Consider the following 20,928-nt stretch of genomic DNA (forward strand, 5'->3'; position numbering starts at 1 on the left):
TTATCATTGAATATATCAACTATCACTACAAAAGCATGGATGCATCTCCGTAATGTTAGAGAAACACCTATGCTTATTTTCAGTTCAAATATTTAAGCTGAAAGCTTCTATGCGTAAAATCAAATTCCATTACTTTGCATTTCAAGATGTCTCCTGGTTTGATTTTCGAATAAACATCGTACGGAAATGAGTACTTGGGTTCCAAGCTTGAAATGAATCCTTTTACATCTTTATCAGCAATCGTACAAACTACACCGCCACTATTTTTACTAACCACACATGCATCTACATCCATATCAACTGTAAAATAATCAATCTCACTGATTGTCTTTTTAAGGTTTTCATCTGCCTGAATCCATTGTTCAACAGCATGAAGCGAATCATTCAAATCAACAGAACTTATAATTGCTTTTTCCGACACTAGTTCGTCACTATTTGTCAAATATTCCTTTCGATATTCAATCAAATAATTCACCAAATCTCTTGCATTTAGTGCAACAACAAGTTTCGAATCACTTTCATGAAATTTAAGTCGATTAGATATACGCGTCATAACCTCAGTGTTTTTAAAGAGAGTATCTTCTGCGCATGCCGAAAGATACGAAACGTTTCTTAACATTTGCAAATGTAAGGCACCCGGGATAGTAATCTTAACCAAATCGCCTTCCTCAATTGGCATCGCCGAATTTTCACAAAGCACTAAATTCTTCCTTGCCAAGTAAGCCAATTCACGATAAATAACAGCAAGGCTATGACCATATACCTGCAAGCTTCGTGCAAGCTCTGACACTTGAAATAGACCTTTATCACCCGTTGGACCACTCAGTGCTTGCACTTGATATAGCCAATTCAATATATCGGCACGAACAAACGGATCCGGAAAATCGTCATTGTAATCAGATGCAAACAAATTCACAAAATTCGATTCATCACCGTTATAAAAACGACGGTTCTTACGAAGAAGGACATTTTCAAACCGATACGCAGGAATCTGCGCATCATCGCCAAGCACTCGCATTGCAAGAATATCCTTTTCCTTCATATGCCCGCTTTTACAGAAATCTTCAAAAATTTGAATGCCATTACGTGTATTTTTGTCTGCTAATCTATAGAACAAATTTGCGACCCAACGATCTTTGCGAATAGCAACTATAATATACTTGAAATATTCAATAAGTTCAGATCGTTTGACTGCAACTCGCATACCATTTTCCAGTATATAGGTATTACTGCTCTGTTCGGTTATTCTTGTGATATAGTCAAGTCGAGCTTGAAGTACTCTCAATAAATCTGGTGGATCAATTCTAAAAACGAGATCCCTCACTACAGTATCAAGCGGTGGTTCGGATTTATATGTATCATAAGTCGCATCACGCATAGGCAGAATTACAATACATTTATATTGTGCACGCAACCATTGTGCTACTTCAAACATTAGCAATTGCTCACCTTTGTTCCGTTTATCGCAATTATCCAATACCACAATAGGAATTTTGGCATAATTTTCCTTTATAAAAAATAGCAATGCCTCCAAATAAGAGTCCACATTTCTTATTGCTTCATTGAGAATTTTGTATAATTCTCTGTTTCGTTCTACATCGCTTCCGCACAACAATGAGCCTAATCCTTTGTCAAAGCGTGATATTTCACGCCTAAACACTCTCTTTATTACTCCAAAATCCTCAAAATCCAAATCATTATGCGTTTCTTTTATAGAATCAATAATCTGCTTTTTGAGCCAGTTATATATCTCGTTGTTTGATACGGGCGCCAAATTCATATTAATAAAAATCCACTCACATCTTGCTGCAAGTTCCGGATATTTTTCTTCTAGAAATGCATATCGGAAGTAACGTGTAAATGTTGTTTTTCCGCTTCCAACATTTCCGATTAGCAACATTAGAGAATAGGCTTCCTGGTTATTTAGTATTTTTTCCGAAAGTTTATCAACAAGCTCAACTGGTGTTTCGGTAGACAATGCTGTCGAATTCTTTCGACTAGGCAAATCAAAGCGTTTAATTTCTTTGTAGATTGGCTCGATATGTTGCTCACGCTTTGGAGATGGAATATATGCGTTTTTGACGATAACTGTTCGATCTTGTTCGGTTTCAGGATCAAATATTGATCTATTTTCAAATACTAATGTTCGCCCAAACGAATTCTCTACCATTTCTTCATTTTGGACACGCTTCCCGCCCAATTGTGATACTGGCGAATTAAACCGCGCATTTCCTCTCAAGTCCACATAGTACCTATTTGCCAAATTGAGAAGAGCTTCATGTGAACAATGCTCAACCAGTTCACAGAACAATTTGTTTTCAATATTGAAGTCACTATGAATTAGTCGTAAGACAGGCTCTGCTTGATCGACATATCCCATCCATGTTTCGCAACCATTTGACGCAATAATATACTGACACGCATTTATTTTGTGCGGAAAAGACGCATTGACCTCTTGTGCGTATAACCTAGCCTCAGAATAACCATTAGCCAGTAGCTCATTTGGAGCCTTCGCTTCTAGAATAAGCGTGGGAATGCCTCTAATTGCAACCAGATAGTCCGGGAAATAGTACTTTTGTTTTTGTCCTTTATCAATCAACTTCTTCCGGAGGATGTGCTTAGTTAAAATTTCCGAATCTTTTAATCCAAGTCCAATCGGCGTTTCTGCCTTCAGAAATGGATAAATAAACTTCTGCTCAACATCACTTTCTGTTATGATGTTCTCCAATTCGCAATACAGAGCCATTAAACCACTCCTTTTAGTGAATAATCAGACGATTAAAACATATCTTATGGTATAAGTATACTCTTCTTTACATCGCTAGTAAAGTCAAAATACTCATGGTTTTACGTGGAGTAACTTTCGTGACCTTGCAATTTCAAATCAAACAATACGGTTTTCATTTGTCCTTCATGGGATGTTTTCTCCCGCAAGCAGTGCCTTTGTGCGCACAAAGGCCAAAACCCGCACGGCATTGAAAATTTGCCGTGCGGGTTCTGCTTGTTGGGATGCAATCCCAGTCCCTATGAACATCACGTTCCGTGATGGCTGCGCACTCCTGTGGAGTGCTGAAAGAGCGTTTTGCAAAAACGCGTAGCCTGCATCCGTCGGATGCAGTTCAAGGGTTTGGGATTTCCCAACAAGCATTTTGCAACGCAAAATGGTCTTTGTATATACGAAGACACTGCTTGCTACGGCTATGAAAGCCTTTTGAATTGCAAAATAATTTTTCAGTTGCTATACTGGGCTTATCAAAGTTTTTTCGGGAGGACGCCGCAATGACCGCACAGACAATGCAAATCGGGAACAGACCTTGCCGCATTTGCGGCGAAGCCTATGCAGAATACCTACTGCTCCAAATGACCGGCGAACACGAACTGCAGAGTATGGACCATGAAGTGGCAATGATCGCGCAAAGCAGCCGGAATTTTCTGTTTGCGGCAATTCCCGTGGAAAGTTGGAATGATGCACTTTCTCCGTGGGAAGCCCCTGCGGTGTGGGGCAAAGAAAGCTTTGGCGGCAATGCGGCGGACACCCTGCGCTTTCTGACAGAGCAGGTCATTCCGTCACTGAAACAACAGTTTGATCTCCCGGAAAACGTCAAAATCATTCTGGGCGGCTACTCGCTGGCCGGGTTGTTTGCGCTGTGGGCATCCACCCAGACTGATTTGTTCTACGGTGTCGCCGCCGCCTCGCCCTCTGTATGGTTTCCGGGCTGGATGGAGTTTGAACAACAGCGCCCGATACAGACGCAGCACATTTATCTGAGCCTTGGCGACAAGGAAGAACACACGAAAAGCGCTGTCATGGCTGTGGTGGGGGATAATATCCGCACTCTGCACAGTCAGCTTATAGCGCGCGGTGCAGACTGCACCTTTGAATGGAACAGCGGCGGGCATTTCAAAGACGCCGATTTGCGTACCGCAAGAGCATTTCGGTGGGTGATGGAGGAAAGCCGATGAATATTTTGATCGATGCAGACGGCTGCCCGGTCGTCGATCTGACGTTGCAAATTGCAAAGCGGTTCGGCATCTCGATCATCATCCTGTGCGACACCTCTCACCAAATCGAGCGAGAAGGTGCGCAGACGTTGGTGTTCGACAAAGGAGCTGACAGCGTGGATTTTGCTCTCGTCAACCGGGTAAAACCGGGAGATGTGGTTGTGACGCAGGACTACGGGCTGGCGAGTATGTGCCTTGCCAAGTGCGCCCGGGTGCTGAACCAGAACGGTTTGGAATACACCGCCGACAACATAGACGCTCTCATGCTGCGGCGTTATGAAAACAAAAAACTCCTCCGTGCCGGAAAGAATCCCAAGGGGAGCCCAAAGCGGACGAAGGAGCAGGATGAAGCATTTGTCGCCACACTGACAGATATTTTAGCGAGCATCTGATTTTCTGAATCAAAAATTTGATATTGCAACCGCCACTCACTCTTTCCCGGAGTGAGCGGCGGTTGTTTCTTGTTCAGCGCATCTTACTTTGTTAACTTTCTGTTAATTTTCAAATAAAGGTTGTCAACGAGCCTTTCTCGATGCCTACCAAGTGAGGGAACGCTCTCAACCTTCAATGAAGGCAAAAAATCAGCGTCAACACCCCCCATTTTAGGCCGCTTTTTCTGTTAATAGTAGAAACGCTTCTTTGAAGGTCAGTCATTTGTGACCTTTTTGTTAATTCTCAAAAAGATGGTTTCTTTTGGTCTTTTTCGTCGGCTACCAAGTGAGAGGACTTTTTCAAAAGTGGAGATTCGGCCTCAAGAATTACAACTCAATTACAATTTTCCCTTCGATGCTATGAAACAGGCGTTCTCGATGCCTACCAAGTGTAGGGCATCTTTTTCAAGACCATTCTCGGACTATTATTACGTTTTGTTTACAAAATTGCTTTCAATGCTACGAAATGGCCTTTTTCATCGGCTACCAAGTAGAAGGATGTTTTTCGTCCATCAAAGTCCAGAAATCTTCCATACGTTCCTTGACAAGTGAATAGTTCAATCGTCCGGTACTTCACAAAAGGTACTTCTGTAACTCGCAGCCCGGTCATAACGAAGACGGGGTGGCTGAAATGCCAATGGTGCGGTGTGAATCCGCTGCCGGACGATTCCCCACTCCTAGGGTGCCGAGGGCGAATATGGGAGACCTATATCATATTGACGCAGATGGGCTGCAAGTCTATCTGCGATGCGAGAGTTGAAACTGCTGTCAGCTCTCTTTACATTGTCACCTGAACGCAGCCTTGCTGCAAAGGATGACACACTTTTTGACCTTAAACTACTTATGCAGAAGGAGTGCCTATGAAGTTTAACGATGCCTATTCCCAGATGTTTCCCGGTTACCCCGATGCCGTCAGTCTTCAGCAGGCTGCGGAGATGCTTGGTCTGAACCGCCACACGGTCGGGGAACTGATCCGTTCCCGCCGCCTGTTTGCGCTTAAAATCGGCCGCACCTACCGTATCCCGAAGCTGAGCGTGATTGAGTTCCTGCTCACCGGACAGAGCACCTTCCCGGCTGGAAATCCGCCGCTGGATGTGGTATGCTGTGGGTGCAGCAACGGACAGCACGCCTGTTAACCCAAAGGAGGTTTATGATGAAAACTACAGGGTCTGTCCAAGAGAAAAATGGACGTTTCTATTTCGTGGTCAATCTTTATGATGCCAACGGTAAGCGGAAGATCAAGTGGATCTCCACAGGTCTGACCGTCCGGGGCAACAAGCGCAAGGCGGAATCCATGCTCCGGGAAGTATTGCTCCACTATGATGAGACTGGGGAGCTGCCCACAGGGCGGGGCGGAGCCTACGAAAAAGTAGATGCTAAAACCGCCAAGCCCCTGCCGCTGCCCCTCCAACCCGTCAACAAGTCGGAGATGCTGTTTCTGGACTATCTCAACGAGTGGGTGCAAGTCCATAAGGCATCCATTCAGCCTGCAACCTTTATCAGCTACAATCGGATGATCACCGGGCGTATCACGCAGTATTTTGAACCGCTGGGCTTGAAGCTGTGCGAGGTCACACCGCAGGTGCTGGATGAGTTTCAGGAGAAGATCTTGCTGGAGGGCTACACCACCAACACGGTCATTCACTACCACGCCATCTTCGGCAAAGCGTTCAAGGATGCCGTCCGCAAGGATTATCTGGAAACCAACCCGATGCTGAAAGTTGACCGCCCGAAGAAGAACAGCTTCCATCCCAACTTCTACTCCAAGGATGAAGTCCAGCAGCTGCTTGAAGTATCGCAGGATGACCCCCTGCATCTGTGCATCCTCATCACGGCCTACTACGGTCTGCGCCGCAGCGAGGTGCTGGGGTTGAAGTGGTCGTCTATCGACTTTGAGCGCAAGTCCATCACCATCAATCACAAGGTGACGGAACAGTTGGTGAACGGCAAGTACGTTCCTGTGGTCAGCGATGTGATGAAGAACAAGACCAGCTGCCGCACCCTGCCGCTGATCCCGGCTGTGGAAGAAGAACTTCTGAAGCAGAAGGAAAAGCAGCAGCTTTACCGCAAGCTGTTCAAGAAGAGCTACAGCACTGAGTATCTGGATTTCGTCTGCACCGATCAGGAAGGCAAGCTGATCCGCCCGAACTTCGTGACGGAGCACTTCGACTGGTTGCTGACCAAGTACGGGCTGAAGCACATCCGTTTCCACGATCTGCGCCACAGCTGCGCCAGCCTGATGGTGATGAACGGCGTATCCATGAAGCAGGTTCAGGAATGGCTGGGGCACAGCACCTTTTCTACCACCGCTGACATCTACGCACATCTCGATTACAAAAGCAAACAGGGGTCTGCTGGGGTCATTGCGAACCTTTTGGGAGAATCCAAACTCCCCAAGTAATTATGGATTTATCGTTCATGTATAAAGCATACTGTGATGAGGAAAAAGCGGTCTTTCTTTGCTTGATGCAAAAGAAAAAGTCGCAGGTTCGTTTGAATCTGCGACTTCTGGCGGAGATGGTGGGATTCGAACCCACGTGCCCGATTAAGGACAAAACGATTTCGAGTCGTTCTCGTTACGACCGCTTCGATACATCTCCAAGTATATTTTCATGGCAAATTTACGATTTGTATATCGCAAATCGGCCTTGAAACTTGGAACAGTTGCTGTTAGAATATTGTTAGAAAACGCATCGTTCAGACAGGCTTTGAAGCCTGTCAGGACATCAAAATTGACGTTCCCTCGTGTGATATGGAGACATCCGGCGAAGCATCCACTTGGATTTCGAGTCGTTCTCGTTACGACCGCTTCGATACATCTCCATATATTAGCCTTTACAGTATAGCAAAAAAGCGGTTTTCCGTCAACACTTTTCTCCCGTTACGGCACGGCACGGCTGCAAGCCATACGCAGCCGTGCCGTTTTGCGTTTTTGGGGCAGAAAGCGCGGTTTCTTTGCAAAAAAGGCTGTTCTTTTGGGCGGGAGCCGAGTATAATAGGAACGATATTTTTCAAATTTGAAGTACAGAGGAGAGCATTCCAATGGCACAGGCAAAACAAGATATGGGCACCGGCAGCATCAAAAAGCTGATGCTGCAGCTCATGATCCCCGCCGTGGTGGCGCAGGTGGTGAACCTGCTGTATAACATCGTGGACCGCATTTACATCGGCCACATTGCGGGCATTGGCGCGGCAGCGCTGACCGGCGTGGGGCTGTTCACACCCATTCTGATGCTGCTGAACGCTTTTGCCATGCTGGTGGGCGCGGGCGGCGCGCCGCGCACCGCCATTGCTCTGGGACAGGGCGACAAGAAACAGGCAGAAAAGATCATCTCCAACAGCTTTACCATGCTGCTGCTCTTTTCGGTGGTGCTGACCATCTGCTTCTATGTCGGGGCACCGGTACTGCTGCGGCTGTTCGGTGCCAGCGATGCCACCCTGCCGTACGCCCTGAGCTACAGCCGCATCTACATTGCAGGCTCGGTGTTCGTGCTGGTGGTGCTGGGCATGAACCCCTTTATCACCACGCAGGGCTTTGCCAAGACCAGTATGCTTACCACCGTGATCGGCGCGGTGATCAACATTATCCTCGACCCCATCCTGATCTTCGGGTTCGGGCTGGGCGTGCGGGGCGCGGCCATTGCCACGGTGCTCAGTCAGGCCGTGGGCGCGGCATGGATCATCCGCTTTCTCACCGGCAAAAAGACCATCCTGCGCCTGCGCAGAGACTACCTGCGCCCGGAAAAGCAGATCATTCTGCCGGTGCTGGCGCTGGGCATCTCCTCGTTTGTGATGCTCTCCACCGAAAGCCTGCTTTCCATCAGCTTCAGCTCCAGTCTGGCGCGGTACGGCGGCGATGTGGCTGTGGGTGCCATGACCGTCATCACCAGCGCATCCCAGCTGTGCACGCTGCCCATTCAGGGCATCTGTCAGGGCGGACAGCCGGTGATGAGCTTCAACTTCGGCGCAGGCAAGAAGGCCCGCGTCAAGGAAGCCTTCCGTTTTCAGCTGACGCTGTGCGGGGCCTACACCTGCTTGTTCTGGCTGTTGATGATGCTGTTTCCCGGCGCGGTGGCGGGCATTTTCACCTCGGACACCGCACTGATCCAGTACACCACGTGGGCCATGCGCATTTACATGGCGGGCATTTTTGCCATGGGCTTCCAGATCGCCTGCCAGCAGAGCTTTATGGCGCTGGGGCAGGCTAAGGTCAGCCTGCTGCTGGCCTGCCTGCGCAAGATCATCCTGCTGATCCCCCTCATCTTCATCCTGCCGCACCTGCTGCCGAACCCGGTGTTCGGCGTGTTTCTGGCCGAGCCGGTCAGCGACATTCTGGCCGCCACCATCACCACCATCACCTTCTTTGCCCGGTTCGATAAGATCCTCGACCGCGGTGCGGCAAGAATCTGACAAAGAGCTTTTTCTGCACAGTTATCAACCCCATCAAAATCCTTTTAGCTTGTATCTGATATCAGCCCACCTATCATAAACCTTGCATCATTCTGTAACACTATGTAATCTTTTGTTTTTCGCAATTATCCAGCTGACGAAACATGTTCCATGTGATATACTATTTTCAAGTAATTCGCATTTACATCAAAAGGGAGGCTCCGATATCATGGCCCTGCAAAACTATGCAATTGAACCCATGAAAACCTTTTGGATGGTCAATATTCCATTCCAAATTATCAGCGGGAATATTCCTGGGAGGAAAATGAAATTCAGGATTTTCTGAATGATCTGGAGGATACCTGTGCCAATCCGAGCACCATTCACTTTTTCGGGCAGATCGTAGTTCACAATGATGAGGACTCCCAAACAAAATTCATTATTGATGGGCAGCAGCGCACAATTACATCCATGATTTTTGTGCACTCTCTTCAGCTTTTGTACGAAAATCTATATTTTACCACTCAATATCATCCTGCATCAAAAAAGGAAGTTCTATTGTCCAATTATGTAGGAGAATACTCTGATGAGGAAAAAAGCCTTCATCTCATCCTTAGTGAAGCGGATAATCCTTACTTTATTCAAACCATAACTGCTAGACAGCCGTCTGATTCCAAAGAAACGAAAAAGTCCTGGGAAAGAATCCGAAAAGCATTCAAGACTATTTATGAATATCTTGATTCGCACTGCCAGGACGCTTCCGATACTTCCAAGAAAATGGATTGCCTTAACCGATACTTCGAGGCCTTCTTCGAGCGGTTCAAAGTCATGTATATTGAGGCCACCAAGCTGGAAGAAGCTTTTATCATTTTTGAAACGTTGAATGCTCGCGGAAAAGACCTTGAAACAGCAGATTTACTCAAAAATTTTGTTTTCAGCAAGTCAAAAGATGTGGATGACACTCAGAAAAAATGGAATTCCATTGTAGACAACCTGGATAAAATTGATACAACCAATTATATCCGACATTATTGGAACTCTTCTCATAAATTCATTCGCAAAAACGACTTATACCGGGAAATCGTAAAATTCATCAAGACCCCTGCTGATGTGTCAGCTTTTCTCGATAGTCTTGAAAATTGTTCTCAATTCTACCATGACATTGCATTTCCGGAGGAAAACGTTGATTTTACAGACGATAAATTGATCTCTTGTCTAAAGAATCTCAAAATCCTCAAGGCCAAAACTTTTTACCCGATTTTGCTTGCAATGAAACAGGCGAAAGAATCCTATTCTGAAAAAGACCTCTTGACCGTCGCCGAAACCATTGAAGTCTATGTTTTTCGTAATTTTACAATCTGCGGAAAGGTTGCCAACACCGGTGAACGATTCTTTTCTGAGATCGCTCTCCGGATTTACGGTGATCTAAATTCCGTTACCGCCATCTGTAAAGAAATCCGAAAATCAATTGTCCCAGACGATGAGTTCACTGCTGCTTTCAATACCTGGTCAGGTTCCAACCGTGAAATTATTCGCTATATCCTGAGAAAAATCAACAAACAATTATCTCCAACAGATGAATTGAATCTCAACAACAGCGATGTTCACATCGAACATGTAATGCCAATTGAAAACAGTAAATGGAAAATCCCGGAAGATACTCACAATGAGTATCTTTGGCGGTTGGGAAACCTCACGCTTTTAAGCGGAAAGCTGAATATCCAGATTTCCAATGAGGTTTTTCCAATTAAAGTGTCAGAATATGCCAAATCAAAAATTGACCTTAATAAATCGCTGTGCACCTGCAGCGATGGTACTCCGCGCACAAAATGGATCGTTCCCGATGATATTGATATCCGTCAAAAATATTTTTCGGATTATGCACTCATAATCTGGCACATCCATTAAACAACTTTTCTATTCAATCAATAAAACAACGCGGCCCCCATACATGAAAAGGGAGCCGCGTTGTTTTTTATTCCGGTTTTATTTCCCCGCCAGCAGAATGGCCAGCACGGCTTTCTGCACGTGCAGGCGGTTCTCGGCTTCATCGAAGATTTCCGGTGCGTGCTGCTCGAACACCGCCGAGGAGATCTCCTCACCCCGGTGGGCGGGCAGGCAGTGCAGCACCATGACATCGGGCTTTGCGCTTTCCAGCAGCTTGCCGGTGAGCTGGAAGCCCACAAAATCCCGCAGGCGCTGCTCACTTTCCGGCGTGCCGGGCTTGGCGGTGTTCCACACAGCCGTTGCCACCACGTCGGCATCCTGAATACCATCGGCAGGGTCTGCGGTCAGGTGGAAGGCGCTGCCGTACTTATGGGCGAACATCAGCACATCCGCCGCCGGGCGGTAGCTCTGCGGGCAGACGCAGGTGACCTGCATCCCAGCCAGCAGTCCGCCCACGATGAGGCTGTTTGCCATGCTGCTGCCGTCGCCGACAAAGCAGAGCTTCCGGCCCGCAAGGCTGCCCCGGCGCTCCCGAATGGTCATCAGGTCGGCCAGAACCTGGCAGGGATGGGCGTAATCCGTCAGGCCGTTGATCACCGGCACACCGGCCAGCTCGGCAAACTCTTCCAGATCGCTCTGGCGGTAGGTGCGCCACACCACGCAGTCGTAGTAGCGGCCCAGCACCCGGGCGGTGTCCTTGAGGGGCTCGCCGCGCCCGGCCTGCAGCTCGGCGGTGTTCATGTAGTTGCCCAGACCGCCCAGCTGGTACACACCCACCTCAAAGCTGGTGCGGGTTCGGGTGGATGCCTTGGAGAACATCAGGGCAACCGTCTTTCCTGCCAGCAGCGGGGCCGTGCCACCCAGCTTCTGCTGTGCCTTGAGTTGATCGGCCACATCCAGAATGTGGGTCAGCTCGGCAGGGGAGAGGTCGCTCATTTTCAGCAGATTTTTCATGCCTGCTCCTTCGGAGCCGTCGGCTCCATCTTGCCCAGCACATCGCTCAGGATCTCCAGCGCCATGTCCACATCGTGCTCGCTGAGGGTCAGCGGCGGCAGCAGGCGCAGGCGGGTCTTGGCTGTCAGCACCAGCAGGCCCGCTTCGCGGCAGGCGGCCAGCACATCTGCGGCCTTGAGGTCGTAGAACTCGATGCCCACCATCAGGCCGATGCCGGAAATGCTCTTGACATGGGGCAGCTTTGCGATGCCTGCGCGCAGCTGGACGGCGCGCTCGTTGACATTGGCAAGGAAGCTCTGGTCCATGCGGTCCACCACCACGTTGGCACCGGCGCAGACCACCGGGTTGCCGCCGAAGGTGGAGCCATGGGTGCCGGGGCCCATGCCCTCGGCTACCTTTTCGTTCATCAGCACTGCGCCGATGGGCAGGCCGCCGCCCAGACCCTTGGCCAGCGTGACCACGTCCGGCTTGAGGTTGTAGTGCTCGCAGCACAGGAAGGTGCCGGTGCGGCCCACGCCGGTCTGCACCTCGTCCACGATGAGCACAAGGTCTTTTTCGTCGCAGAGCTTGCGCACGGCCTGCACGTAGTCCGGGTCCAGCGCCATCACACCGCCCTCGCCCTGAATGAGTTCCAGCATCACGGCGCAGGTTGTGCGGTCCACCAGCTCCTCCAGCGCTTCGATATCGCCTGCCGGAGCATACAGGAAGCCCTCGTTGAAGGGGCCGAAGTAGTTGTGGAACACCTCCTGACCGGTGGCGGTCAGGGTGGCGATGGTACGGCCGTGGAAGCTGTTCACCAGCGTGATGACCGTGGTGCGGTCCTTGCGGTAGTGGTCCACGCTGTACTTGCGCGCGGCCTTAATGGCACCCTCGTTGGCCTCGGCACCGGAGTTGCCGAAGAACACCTTGCTCATGCCGGTGCGCTTGCACAGCTTTTTGGCCAGCTTGCCGCAGGGCGCGGTGTAGTAAAGGTTAGAGGTATGCTGCAGCTTGTGGGCCTGCTCCGAGACGGCCTCGGCCCAGTCCAGATCACAGTAGCCAAGGCTGTTCACGCCAATGCCGCTGGTAAAATCCAGATACTGCTGGCCCTCGGGGCCTGCGGCGCGCAGGCCGTGGCCTTTTTCCAGCACAATAGGGTTGCGGTTATAGGTGTGCAGGACGTATTCGTTGTCCCGCTTGATGACTTTTTCAGAATCCATAGGTGTACCCTCCTGTGAACAGAAACTGTGAACAGAAAACCCTCTCAGGCGCTTTCGCGCCAGAAAATGCTGGCAAAGGCTTGAGAGGGTCATTTTTCTTATTATACCGCCTGCACGGCACCTGCGCAATGCTTATTCGCGGTGGCTGCGGCGGTAAAAGCGGGTGCCGGAGCCGCGGTTGGAGAACAGCTCCAGCAGGATGGAGTGGGGCACGCGGCCATCGATGATGACCGCCTCGTGCACGCCCTGATAGATGGCATCGGCCATGCCGCCGATCTTGGGGATCATGCCGCCCGCAATGATGCCGGCGGACTTATAGCCCTCGATCTCGGACACCTCCACCTCGGGGATGAGGGTGCTCTCGTCGTCCTTATCCCGCAGCAGGCCCGCGATATCGGTCATGGATACCAGCTTCTCCGCTTTCAGCGCAATCGCGATTTGCGCAGCGGCGGTGTCGGCGTTCACGTTGTAGGCCTGACCCAGATCGTCCATGCCCACCGTGGCGATCACGGGGATGAAGCCGCCGTCCAGCAGGCTTGCGATCAGGGTAGCGTCCACATGCACGATCTCGCCCACATGGCCCAGCTGGGGGTCCAGCTCGGTGCAGCGCAGCATCTGGCCGTCCATGCCGCACAGGCCCACGCCGCGGCCGCGCAGCTTTGCCACCAGATCCTTGTTCACCTTACCGGCCAGCACCTGCTGCACGATCTCCATGGTGGCATCGTCAGTCACGCGCAGACCGTTTGCGAAATGGCTCTCCACGCCCACTTTCTTCAGCATCTCGTTGATGGCCGGGCCGCCGCCGTGCACCAGCACCACGCGCACACCCAGCAGGGTAAGGGTGACCAGATCGTTCATGACGGCATTTTTCAGTTCTTCGTTGATCATGGCATTGCCGCCGTACTTTACCACCATGGTCTTTCCGTGATACTTCTGGATGTAGGGTGTCGCCTCAGAGAAAAGGCGCGCCATTTCTTCGTTTTTCATAAGATTTCCTCTGAACCCTCTCAGTCAATGCCTTGCGGCATTGCCAGCTCCCCCGAGAGGGGGAGCTTTTGCCGGACGGGTCACTTTATTTCATAAAATCAGCTGCTTGTCGTTCGTTTTAAGCTCCCCCTTCGGGGGAGCTGGCGCGCAGCGCCTGAGAGGGTTATCAGGTGCGGTAGTCGCCGTTGATCTTGACGTAATCGTAGGTCAGATCGCAGCCCCATGCCTTTGCGGATGCATCGCCGGTGCCCATGTCCACCTTGACCAGCACATCGTGCTCAGCCAGCACCTTGGCGGCTTCGTCCTCGCTGTAGGGGTGGTAGGCGGCGTTTTCGCACACATACACCTCACCGGCCTTGCTGGAAAGCCACACGCAGACCTTATCAATAGAGAAATCGCCGGGGGTGTAGCCGATGGCGCACAGGATGCGACCCCAGTTGGCATCGCGGCCGAACACTGCGGCCTTGAACAGGTTGGAGCACACCACGCTGCGGCTGACGGCACGGGCGGTCTTCAGGTCGGGGGCGTGGGTCACTTCGCAGGTGATGAGGTGGGTGGCACCCTCGCCGTCACCGGCGTGCTCGGCACACATGTGCTCGGCAATGGCGGTGAGCGCGGCAACAAAGGCTTCGTAGTCCGCGTTCTCCTCGCAGATCTCCGGGTTGCCTGCAAGGCCGGAAGCCATGATGATCAAGGTATCGTTGGTGGAAGTATCCAGATCCACGCTCATCTGGTTGTAGGTGCCGGGCACCACGGTCTTGAGGGCCTTTTCCAGCAGGATGGGGGACACCGCCGCATCGGTGGTGTAGAACGCCAGCATGGTTGCCATATTGGGGGCGATCATGCCGCTGCCCTTGCCAATGGCACCCACCGTGCAGGTCTTGCCGCCCAGCTCGAACTGGATGGCGTATTCCTTTTTGTGGGTATCGGTGGTCATGATGGCGGTGGCAGCATCGGTGCTGCCCTGCTCGTCCGCAGCCAGCTTTGCGGCGGCGGCAGGGATGCCCCGGGCAAAGGGGTCGATGACCATGGGCTGACCGATGACACCGGTGGAAGCGGGCAGAACGTCCTGCGGGTCGATGCCCAGCTCCTTGCCCACCAGCTCACAGCATTCTTCGGCCAGAGCCACGCCGTTGGCGGCGCAGGTGTTGGCGTTGCCGCTGTTCACGATGATCGCCTGTGCGTAGCCGTCCTTCAGGTGGGCGCGGTCCACCTTGATGGGTGCGCCGCAGACCTTGTTGGTGGTGTACACACCGGCGGCGGCGCAGCGCACGTCCGCTTTGATGAGTGCCAGATCGTATTTTTCTGCATGGTTTGCGCGGATGCCGCAGTGCACGCCAGCCGCTGCAAAGCCCTTGGGCGCGCAGATGCCGCCCGCAACTTCTTGATACTGCATAATGATCTTCCTTTCCCACAGGACGAACCCTCTCAGTCAATGCCTTGCGGCATTGCCAGCTCCCCCAAAAGGGGGAGCTTTTCAGCAAGAGGGAAACCTTATCTTTTTGCCAAAAGCTCCCCCTTCGGGGGAGCTGTCACCGTCAGGTGACTGAGAGGGTTTTCTTTTTTATTCCAACCCTTTGGTCTCTTCCAGCCCCAGCATCAGGTTCATGCACTGGACGGCCGCGCCGGAAGAGCCTTTGCCCAGATTATCAAACAGGGAGACCAGCATCATCTGGTCGCCTGCAGCGTTCACGGTCATGTACAGCTCCATGCGGTCGGTACCGGCCATGGCATTGGAGTACAGGCCGTTCTCCGGCAGGGCTTCGTTCAGAGCGTGCACCTTGACGGTGGCAGCATCCTTGTAATATGCCGCAATGCCCTCGGCCACCTGTTCGGCGGTGCTGCCCGCCAGCGTCAGATCCAGCGGCACCAGCACCTGCATGCCGCAGTAGTAATCGCACACCACGGGCACGAACATGGGGGTGTGGGCAAGGCCGCTGATCTTCTGCATTTCCGGCAGGTGCTTATGGGCAAGGCCCAGACCGTAGCTCTTGGGTGCATCCAGCTTGCTGTGCACCGGGCGATCAGCGCTCTCGTACTCGGCGATCATCTTTTTGCCGCCGCCGGAGTAGCCGGAGATGCCGGTGCAGCTGAAGGGATACTCTGCCGGTGCAAGGCCCAGCTCCACCAGCGGGCGGGCGATGCTGATAAAGCCGCTGGCATAGCAGCCGGGCACTGCCACGCGGCAGGAATTTTTGATTTTTTCCTTCTGGCCCGCCAGCTCCGGGAAGCCGTAGTCCCATGCGGCATCGGTGCGGAAGGCGGTGGAGGTGTCCAGCACCTTCACGTCCGGGCGCAGCAGGGGCATGACCTCTTTGGAAGCGGCATCCGGCAGGCAGAGGAAGGCGAGGTCGGCAGAGTTGATCACCTTCGCACGCTCGTTCACATCCTTGCGGCCCTCTGCGGAAATGGAAAGCAGCTCGATCTCCGGGCGTTGTGCCAGACGGTCGGCAATGCGCAGGCCGGTGGTGCCGGAAGAGCCATCAATAAAAACTTTCACGCTCATGCGTTCTTTTCCTCCCACGCATCCAGCTGTGCGTTTGCCAGTGCGATCTGGTTGTTCACGCTGGCTTCGCTGGGGCCGCCGTAGCTGGTGCGGCCCTCGCAGCACTTGACCAGATCAATGGCATCGTAGATATCGTTCTCGAACAGAGCGCTGTAGCCCTTGAACTCGTCGAGGGTCAGCTCTTCAAGGGTCTTGTCCTTTGCGATGCAGTCCGACACCATGCAGCCGGTCAGCTTGTAGGCATCGCGGAAGGGCATTCCCTTCTTGGTGAGGTAGTCGGCGCAGTCGGTGGCGTTGATAAAGCCCTTGGCGGCGGCGCGGCGCATGTTGGCCGGAATGGTCTTCATGGTATCCAGCATGGGAGTGACCGTCTTCAGGCACAGCTCCAGCGTATCCACTGCGTCGAAGATAGCTTCCTTATCTTCCTGCATGTCCTTGTTGTAGGCGAGGGGAATGCCCTTCATCATCACCAGCAGGGTGTTCAGGTCGCCGTAGACGCGGCCGGTCTTGCCGCGGATCAGCTCGGTAACATCCGGGTTCTTCTTCTGCGGCATGATGGAAGAGCCGGTGGTAAAGGCATCGTCCAGCTCAATGAACTTGAACTCCCAGCTGCACCAGAGGATGATCTCCTCGGAAAGCCGGGACAGGTGCATCATGCAGATGGAGATGGCATTGGCCAGCTCGATGCAGAAATCGCGGTCGGACACGCCGTCCAGACTGTTGGCACAGGGAGCCGCAAAGCCCAGCTTTTCGGCGGTGAACTGGCGGTCCAGCGGGTAGGTGGTGCCAGCCAGCGCGCCGCTGCCCAGCGGGCACTGTGCGTCCATGCGGGCGGTGGCATCCTCAAAGCGCTGCAGGTCGCGCAGCAGCATGGATGCATATGCCATCAGGGCGTGGCCAAAGGTGATGGGCTGGGCACGCTGCAGATGGGTGTAGCCGGGCATGACGGCGGTGGTGTTCTCACCGGCCTTTTTGCAGATGACCTTGATGAGCTCCACAATGTAGGCCTGCAGGGTGTGGCTGTAGTCCCGCAGGGTCAGGCGGATATCCAGCGCCACCTGATCGTTGCGGCTGCGGCCGGTGTGCAGCCGCTTGCCCGCATCGCCGATGCGGGCGGTGAGGGTCTGCTCCACAAAGGTGTGCACATCCTCGGCGCCCGGGTCGATCTCCAGCCTGCCGGCTGCCAGATCATCGGCGATGGAAGCCAGACCGTTGAGGATGTCCTCACAGTCCTTTTCCGAGATGATGCCCTGCTTTGCCAGCATGGCGGCGTGCACGCCGCTGCCGCGCATATCCTGCGCGATCATGCGCTGATCGAAGCGGATGGAGGAGTTGAAGTCGTTCACGCGGGAATCCACGGCCTTGGAAAAACGGCCCTTCCAGAGTTGTTCTGCCATAGTTTTATCCTTTACTTTATGTCCAAACCCTCTCAGTCACGGCTTGCGCCGTGCCAGCTCCCCCAAGGGGGGAGCTTTTCTTCTGCCTGCGAAAAGCAAGAGCTTCCCCACTTGAAGAACGGCTTTGCCGAACTGCGCATAAAGCTCGCCCTTCGGGAGAGCTGGCAAACCCGTCAGGGTTTGACTGAGAGGGTTCGTCAATTTCTTCTAAAAACGGCAAAGCCGCCGCAGGGGAAAACGCTCCTGCGGCGGTGCCGCCGGCAACGATGCCGGTTGGATGGAACTTCCGTGTGAAAGTGTGAAAACACACGAAAGGGAAGATATTACAACTGCTTACTTGACCTCCGGCCAGTTCTTGGACAGCTTTGCGTGCTCCTTGATGGACAGGCCGAACAGGTTGATGAAGCCTGTTGCATCAGCCTGATTGTAGTCCTCGTCCTCGCCGAAGGAAGCGGTCTGCTCGTCGTACAGGGTGTACGGAGAGGTGACACCTGCGTTGATCATGTTGCCCTTGTAGAGCTTCAGCTTCACATCGCCGGTCACGGTCTTTTCCAGACTGTCGGCAAAGGCGTCCAGAGCCTCGCGCAGCGGGGTGAACCACTGGCCGTTGTAAACGATATCGGCATACTTCTGGGCCAGCTGAGCCTTGAAGTGAGAGCTCTCCTTATCCAGAGTGATGGTCTCCAGAACATTGATGGCCTTGTACAGGATGGCACCGCCGGGGGTCTCATACACACCGCGGCTCTTCATGCCCACCAGACGGTTCTCCACGATATCCAGCAGGCCGATGCCGTTCTCGCCGCCCAGCTTGTTCAGGTGCTCCACCAGCTCCACAGCGCCCATCTCCTTGCCGTCCACGGCGGTGGGGATGCCCTTTTCAAAGTGGATGGTCACATAGGTGGGCTTATCGGGAGCCTGCTCGGGGCTGATGCCCAGCTCCAGGAAACCGGGCTTGTTGTACTGGGGCTCGTTGGCGGGGCTTTCCAGATCGAGGCCCTCGTGGCTCAGGTGCCACAGGTTCTTGTCCTTGGAGTAGTTGGTCTCGCGGTTGATCTTCAGGGGGATGTGGTGAGCCTCGGCGTAGTCGATCTCCTCGTCACGGCTCTTGATATCCCACTCACGCCACGGAGCAATGATGGCCATATCGGGGCACAGGGCCTTGAGGGTCAGCTCAAAACGCACCTGATCATTGCCCTTGCCGGTGCAGCCGTGGCAGATGGCATCTGCACCTTCCTTGATGGCGATATCCGCCAGAGCCTTGGCGATGCAGGGACGTGCAAAGCTGGTGCCCAGCAGGTAATCTTCGTACTTCGCGCCGAACTTCAGGGTGGGGAAGATGTAGTTCTCCACAAAGTCCTTCTTCAGGTCCAGCACGTACAGCTTGGAAGCGCCGGTCGCCTTGGCCTTTTCTTCCAGACCGTCCAGCTCGGTGCCCTGACCCACGTCACCGGAGACAGCGACGACCTCGCAGTTGTTGTAGTTTTCCTTCAGCCAGGGAATGATGATGGAGGTGTCCAGACCGCCGGAGTATGCCAGCACGACTTTTTTGATGTTTTCCTTTTTCATAGGTGACGCTCCTTTTTCATAAAAATACACTTTTGTCTTCTGATGCGCACTTTCCCTTCGCATCCTCTTCCGTTGCGTTTCGGTTGATGCTTTTATTATACGCCGCGCTGTTTTTTCGTCAATAACAAAACCATACAAACCTTTTTTGCTTCCGGCACCCGTTTTTCGTTCATGTTGCATCTTTATGCATTATTTGCAGAATATATTCATATTTTATGCATTTGCGCAGTATATATTCGGGGCACATGCATCCCGCCCGGGGCATGTGCGGACTACAGCACACGGAAAGAATTCACACCGCAAAAACAAAAAGCCCGGGACCCTTTTGTGAGCCGTCTGGCCCTGAAAGAGTCCCGGGTTTCGTTTTCGCTTTATGCGCCGGAAAATGGCCCGCCCGCCGCGCTCCATGCGCGGCACAGCAGTTCCTTCTGGGCCTTGGGCAGCTGCTTGAGGGCATACTCCCGCCGCAGGGCGGCGCGTTTATCCGCGCACAGTTCCAGATAGGCAAAACCCCCGGCCCCTCTGGCACGGGTGTACTTTGCGCCGCGTCCGCTCTGGTGGGCGCGCAGGCGGGCGGCAGGGTCGGTGGTCCAGCCGGTGTACAGCGTACCGCCGGTACACCGCACCATATACACAAAGGCGGGCTTTGGCCGGGCGCACGGCTCAGATGCGGCCATTGTTCTTTAACACCTGACGGCAGGCGGCAAGGGCAGTTTCCTTATCCTTGGCCGTGATGAGGAAGCGGCTGGCGTGGCAGAAGCTGATGCCCGGGATGCCGCTCTTCTGCTCAATGACCTCCTGCGGCTGGCCGGCCCAGCTCTGGGGGAAGGGCAGCTTGGGGCGTTTGGTCTTGTGGTCGGTGACACACTGGGCGCTCCAGCCGCCGCGCTGGCTGGGGTAAACCACGAACAACGCGTCCGTCTTGTACAGGCCGTTCTTCCACGGCAGATAGCAGGGCAGCACCACGATGCCGTCCCGGGAGTTTTTGTAAGCCTGCTGCACCTTTTCGTCGGCGCGGTTCACGGCGTTGGCGCTGGCGATCTGGTTTTCCAAGATCTGCTTTGCCACGGCCACCGCCTTGAAAAAGCAGGTGTCCTGATCCTCCCTGGAGTCCCACACCGGGTTAAAAAAGCCAATGGCATCGCACAGGCTGTTCTGCTCGCCGGTGTTATCGTTGAGGTCCAGCGGCTGGATGAAGTTCTCGTCAATGAGCCGGGCCTGACGCTCACCCACAAGGCCGGGGCCGAGCACCCGCCACAGCAGGCCGAGGGCCGCATAGGGCACGCCATTGGGGCGGCACTCCCGCGGCTCCTGATGGTGGTCGAACATACCAAAGCCCACATCGTACACGATGCCGTCAAAATCATCCGGCACCACAAAGCCGCGGGTGATCTTAATGTCCGGGCGCAAAATTTGCAGCAGGGCAGTGGCAAACACATCGTCGGCGTGGAACTTGCCGGCGTGGGTGAAGCCGTTTGCAGGAATTTTCATAGATGTACCTCGTTCCCAATAAAATGTCTGGCAACAGTATAGCACACTTTGCAGAAAGG

The 20,928-nt window shown here is 53.1% G+C and carries 16 protein-coding genes and 1 tRNA gene; 6 read left to right on the forward strand and 11 right to left on the reverse strand.

Going from position 1 to position 20,928, the window contains the following annotated elements:
• Positions 1-79: 79 nt before the first annotated feature.
• Positions 80-2,746, reverse strand: coding sequence for a hypothetical protein (locus GKG36_RS08110; RefSeq protein ID WP_154260141.1), 2,667 nt, complete (start codon positions 2,744-2,746; stop codon positions 80-82).
• 533 nt (positions 2,747-3,279) lie between these two features.
• On the opposite strand from GKG36_RS08110, the gene GKG36_RS08115 reads away from it, so the two are divergent.
• The 4 genes from GKG36_RS08115 (at position 3,280) to GKG36_RS08130 (ending at position 6,834) form a co-directional block, all read left to right on the forward strand.
• Positions 3,280-3,963, forward strand: a complete 684-nt coding sequence (locus GKG36_RS08115) for an alpha/beta hydrolase-fold protein (protein WP_347563028.1) — start codon at positions 3,280-3,282, stop codon at positions 3,961-3,963.
• On the forward strand, positions 3,960-4,394 hold the full coding sequence (locus tag GKG36_RS08120; RefSeq protein WP_154260142.1) for a DUF188 domain-containing protein: 435 nt from the start codon (positions 3,960-3,962) through the stop codon (positions 4,392-4,394). Before GKG36_RS08115 ends, GKG36_RS08120 begins: the two co-directional genes overlap by 4 nt.
• Positions 4,395-5,293: 899 nt before the next feature.
• Complete coding sequence (locus GKG36_RS08125; protein WP_117530179.1) at positions 5,294-5,569, forward strand: helix-turn-helix domain-containing protein; 276 nt, start codon at positions 5,294-5,296, stop codon at positions 5,567-5,569.
• Between the two features lie 14 nt (positions 5,570-5,583).
• Positions 5,584-6,834, forward strand: coding sequence for a site-specific integrase (locus GKG36_RS08130; RefSeq protein WP_154260144.1), 1,251 nt, complete (start codon positions 5,584-5,586; stop codon positions 6,832-6,834).
• 108 nt (positions 6,835-6,942) lie between these two features.
• Here GKG36_RS08130 and GKG36_RS08135 read toward each other — a convergent pair.
• Positions 6,943-7,033: transfer RNA gene (locus GKG36_RS08135), tRNA-Ser, on the reverse strand.
• Positions 7,034-7,475: 442 nt separating this feature from the next.
• Between GKG36_RS08135 and GKG36_RS08140 the strand changes: the two genes are divergently transcribed.
• Together GKG36_RS08140 and GKG36_RS08145 are read left to right on the forward strand one after the other, a co-directional pair.
• Positions 7,476-8,843, forward strand: a complete 1,368-nt coding sequence (locus tag GKG36_RS08140) for an MATE family efflux transporter (RefSeq protein ID WP_154260146.1) — start codon at positions 7,476-7,478, stop codon at positions 8,841-8,843.
• Between the two features lie 249 nt (positions 8,844-9,092).
• On the forward strand, positions 9,093-10,730 hold the full coding sequence (locus tag GKG36_RS08145; protein ID WP_154260148.1) for a DUF262 domain-containing protein: 1,638 nt from the start codon (positions 9,093-9,095) through the stop codon (positions 10,728-10,730).
• A 78-nt stretch (positions 10,731-10,808) separates the two neighbouring features.
• Here the strand turns inward: GKG36_RS08145 and argF are convergent, their stop codons facing one another.
• The 9 genes from argF to GKG36_RS08190 all read right to left on the reverse strand — a co-directional run bounded on the left by argF (position 10,809) and on the right by GKG36_RS08190 (position 20,869).
• The gene (gene argF, locus GKG36_RS08150; RefSeq protein WP_154260149.1) at positions 10,809-11,723 is read right to left on the reverse strand and encodes an ornithine carbamoyltransferase; all 915 of its coding nucleotides are present in this window, start codon (positions 11,721-11,723) and stop codon (positions 10,809-10,811) included.
• Positions 11,720-12,922, reverse strand: coding sequence for an aspartate aminotransferase family protein (locus GKG36_RS08155; protein WP_005938549.1), 1,203 nt, complete (start codon positions 12,920-12,922; stop codon positions 11,720-11,722). The genes argF and GKG36_RS08155 overlap by 4 nt, the downstream gene beginning before the upstream one ends.
• Positions 12,923-13,054: 132 nt before the next feature.
• Entirely contained in the window at positions 13,055-13,909 is an 855-nt protein-coding gene (gene argB / locus GKG36_RS08160) for an acetylglutamate kinase (RefSeq protein ID WP_005938551.1), read from the reverse strand.
• A gap of 166 nt (positions 13,910-14,075) precedes the next feature.
• Positions 14,076-15,305 carry a bifunctional glutamate N-acetyltransferase/amino-acid acetyltransferase ArgJ gene (gene argJ / locus GKG36_RS08165; RefSeq protein ID WP_005938553.1) on the reverse strand — a complete coding sequence of 410 codons (1,230 nt, stop codon included), beginning with the start codon at positions 15,303-15,305 and terminating at the stop codon, positions 14,076-14,078.
• 168 nt (positions 15,306-15,473) lie between these two features.
• A complete protein-coding gene (argC, locus tag GKG36_RS08170) occupies positions 15,474-16,415 on the reverse strand; it encodes an N-acetyl-gamma-glutamyl-phosphate reductase (RefSeq protein ID WP_154260151.1) in 942 nt (313 codons plus the stop codon).
• Positions 16,412-17,812, reverse strand: coding sequence for an argininosuccinate lyase (gene argH, locus GKG36_RS08175; RefSeq protein WP_097774511.1), 1,401 nt, complete (start codon positions 17,810-17,812; stop codon positions 16,412-16,414). The genes argC and argH overlap by 4 nt, the downstream gene beginning before the upstream one ends.
• Positions 17,813-18,145: 333 nt before the next feature.
• A complete protein-coding gene (locus GKG36_RS08180) occupies positions 18,146-19,378 on the reverse strand; it encodes an argininosuccinate synthase (RefSeq protein WP_154260153.1) in 1,233 nt (410 codons plus the stop codon).
• Positions 19,379-19,749: 371 nt separating this feature from the next.
• Positions 19,750-20,055 (reverse strand): GIY-YIG nuclease family protein, encoded by a 306-nt coding sequence (locus tag GKG36_RS08185; protein WP_097774509.1) that lies wholly within the window; start codon positions 20,053-20,055, stop codon positions 19,750-19,752.
• Positions 20,042-20,869 carry an MYG1 family protein gene (locus tag GKG36_RS08190; RefSeq protein ID WP_154260155.1) on the reverse strand — a complete coding sequence of 276 codons (828 nt, stop codon included), beginning with the start codon at positions 20,867-20,869 and terminating at the stop codon, positions 20,042-20,044. Before GKG36_RS08190 ends, GKG36_RS08185 begins: the two co-directional genes overlap by 14 nt.
• Positions 20,870-20,928: the final 59 nt, after the last annotated feature.

Origin of the sequence: Faecalibacterium sp. BIOML-A1 (assembly GCF_009679715.1) — a bacterium.
GTDB lineage: Bacteria > Bacillota > Clostridia > Oscillospirales > Ruminococcaceae > Faecalibacterium > Faecalibacterium taiwanense.

Bases quoted from the DNA above. Each gene is read 5' to 3' on its own strand.
- GKG36_RS08120 (WP_154260142.1), top strand. From the start codon at position 3,960: ATGAATATTTTGATCGATGCAGACGGCTGCCCGGTCGTCGATCTGACG.
- argB (WP_005938551.1), bottom strand. From the start codon at position 13,909: ATGAAAAACGAAGAAATGGCGCGCCTTTTCTCTGAGGCGACACCCTAC.
- argH (WP_097774511.1), bottom strand. From the start codon at position 17,812: ATGGCAGAACAACTCTGGAAGGGCCGTTTTTCCAAGGCCGTGGATTCC.
- GKG36_RS08130 (WP_154260144.1), top strand. From the start codon at position 5,584: ATGATGAAAACTACAGGGTCTGTCCAAGAGAAAAATGGACGTTTCTAT.
- argC (WP_154260151.1), bottom strand. From the start codon at position 16,415: ATGAGCGTGAAAGTTTTTATTGATGGCTCTTCCGGCACCACCGGCCTG.
- GKG36_RS08115 (WP_347563028.1), top strand. From the start codon at position 3,280: ATGACCGCACAGACAATGCAAATCGGGAACAGACCTTGCCGCATTTGC.
- GKG36_RS08180 (WP_154260153.1), bottom strand. From the start codon at position 19,378: ATGAAAAAGGAAAACATCAAAAAAGTCGTGCTGGCATACTCCGGCGGT.
- GKG36_RS08190 (WP_154260155.1), bottom strand. From the start codon at position 20,869: ATGAAAATTCCTGCAAACGGCTTCACCCACGCCGGCAAGTTCCACGCC.
- GKG36_RS08140 (WP_154260146.1), top strand. From the start codon at position 7,476: ATGGCACAGGCAAAACAAGATATGGGCACCGGCAGCATCAAAAAGCTG.
- GKG36_RS08125 (WP_117530179.1), top strand. From the start codon at position 5,294: ATGAAGTTTAACGATGCCTATTCCCAGATGTTTCCCGGTTACCCCGAT.
- GKG36_RS08110 (WP_154260141.1), bottom strand. From the start codon at position 2,746: ATGGCTCTGTATTGCGAATTGGAGAACATCATAACAGAAAGTGATGTT.
- argJ (WP_005938553.1), bottom strand. From the start codon at position 15,305: ATGCAGTATCAAGAAGTTGCGGGCGGCATCTGCGCGCCCAAGGGCTTT.
- GKG36_RS08185 (WP_097774509.1), bottom strand. From the start codon at position 20,055: ATGGCCGCATCTGAGCCGTGCGCCCGGCCAAAGCCCGCCTTTGTGTAT.
- GKG36_RS08155 (WP_005938549.1), bottom strand. From the start codon at position 12,922: ATGGATTCTGAAAAAGTCATCAAGCGGGACAACGAATACGTCCTGCAC.
- argF (WP_154260149.1), bottom strand. From the start codon at position 11,723: ATGAAAAATCTGCTGAAAATGAGCGACCTCTCCCCTGCCGAGCTGACC.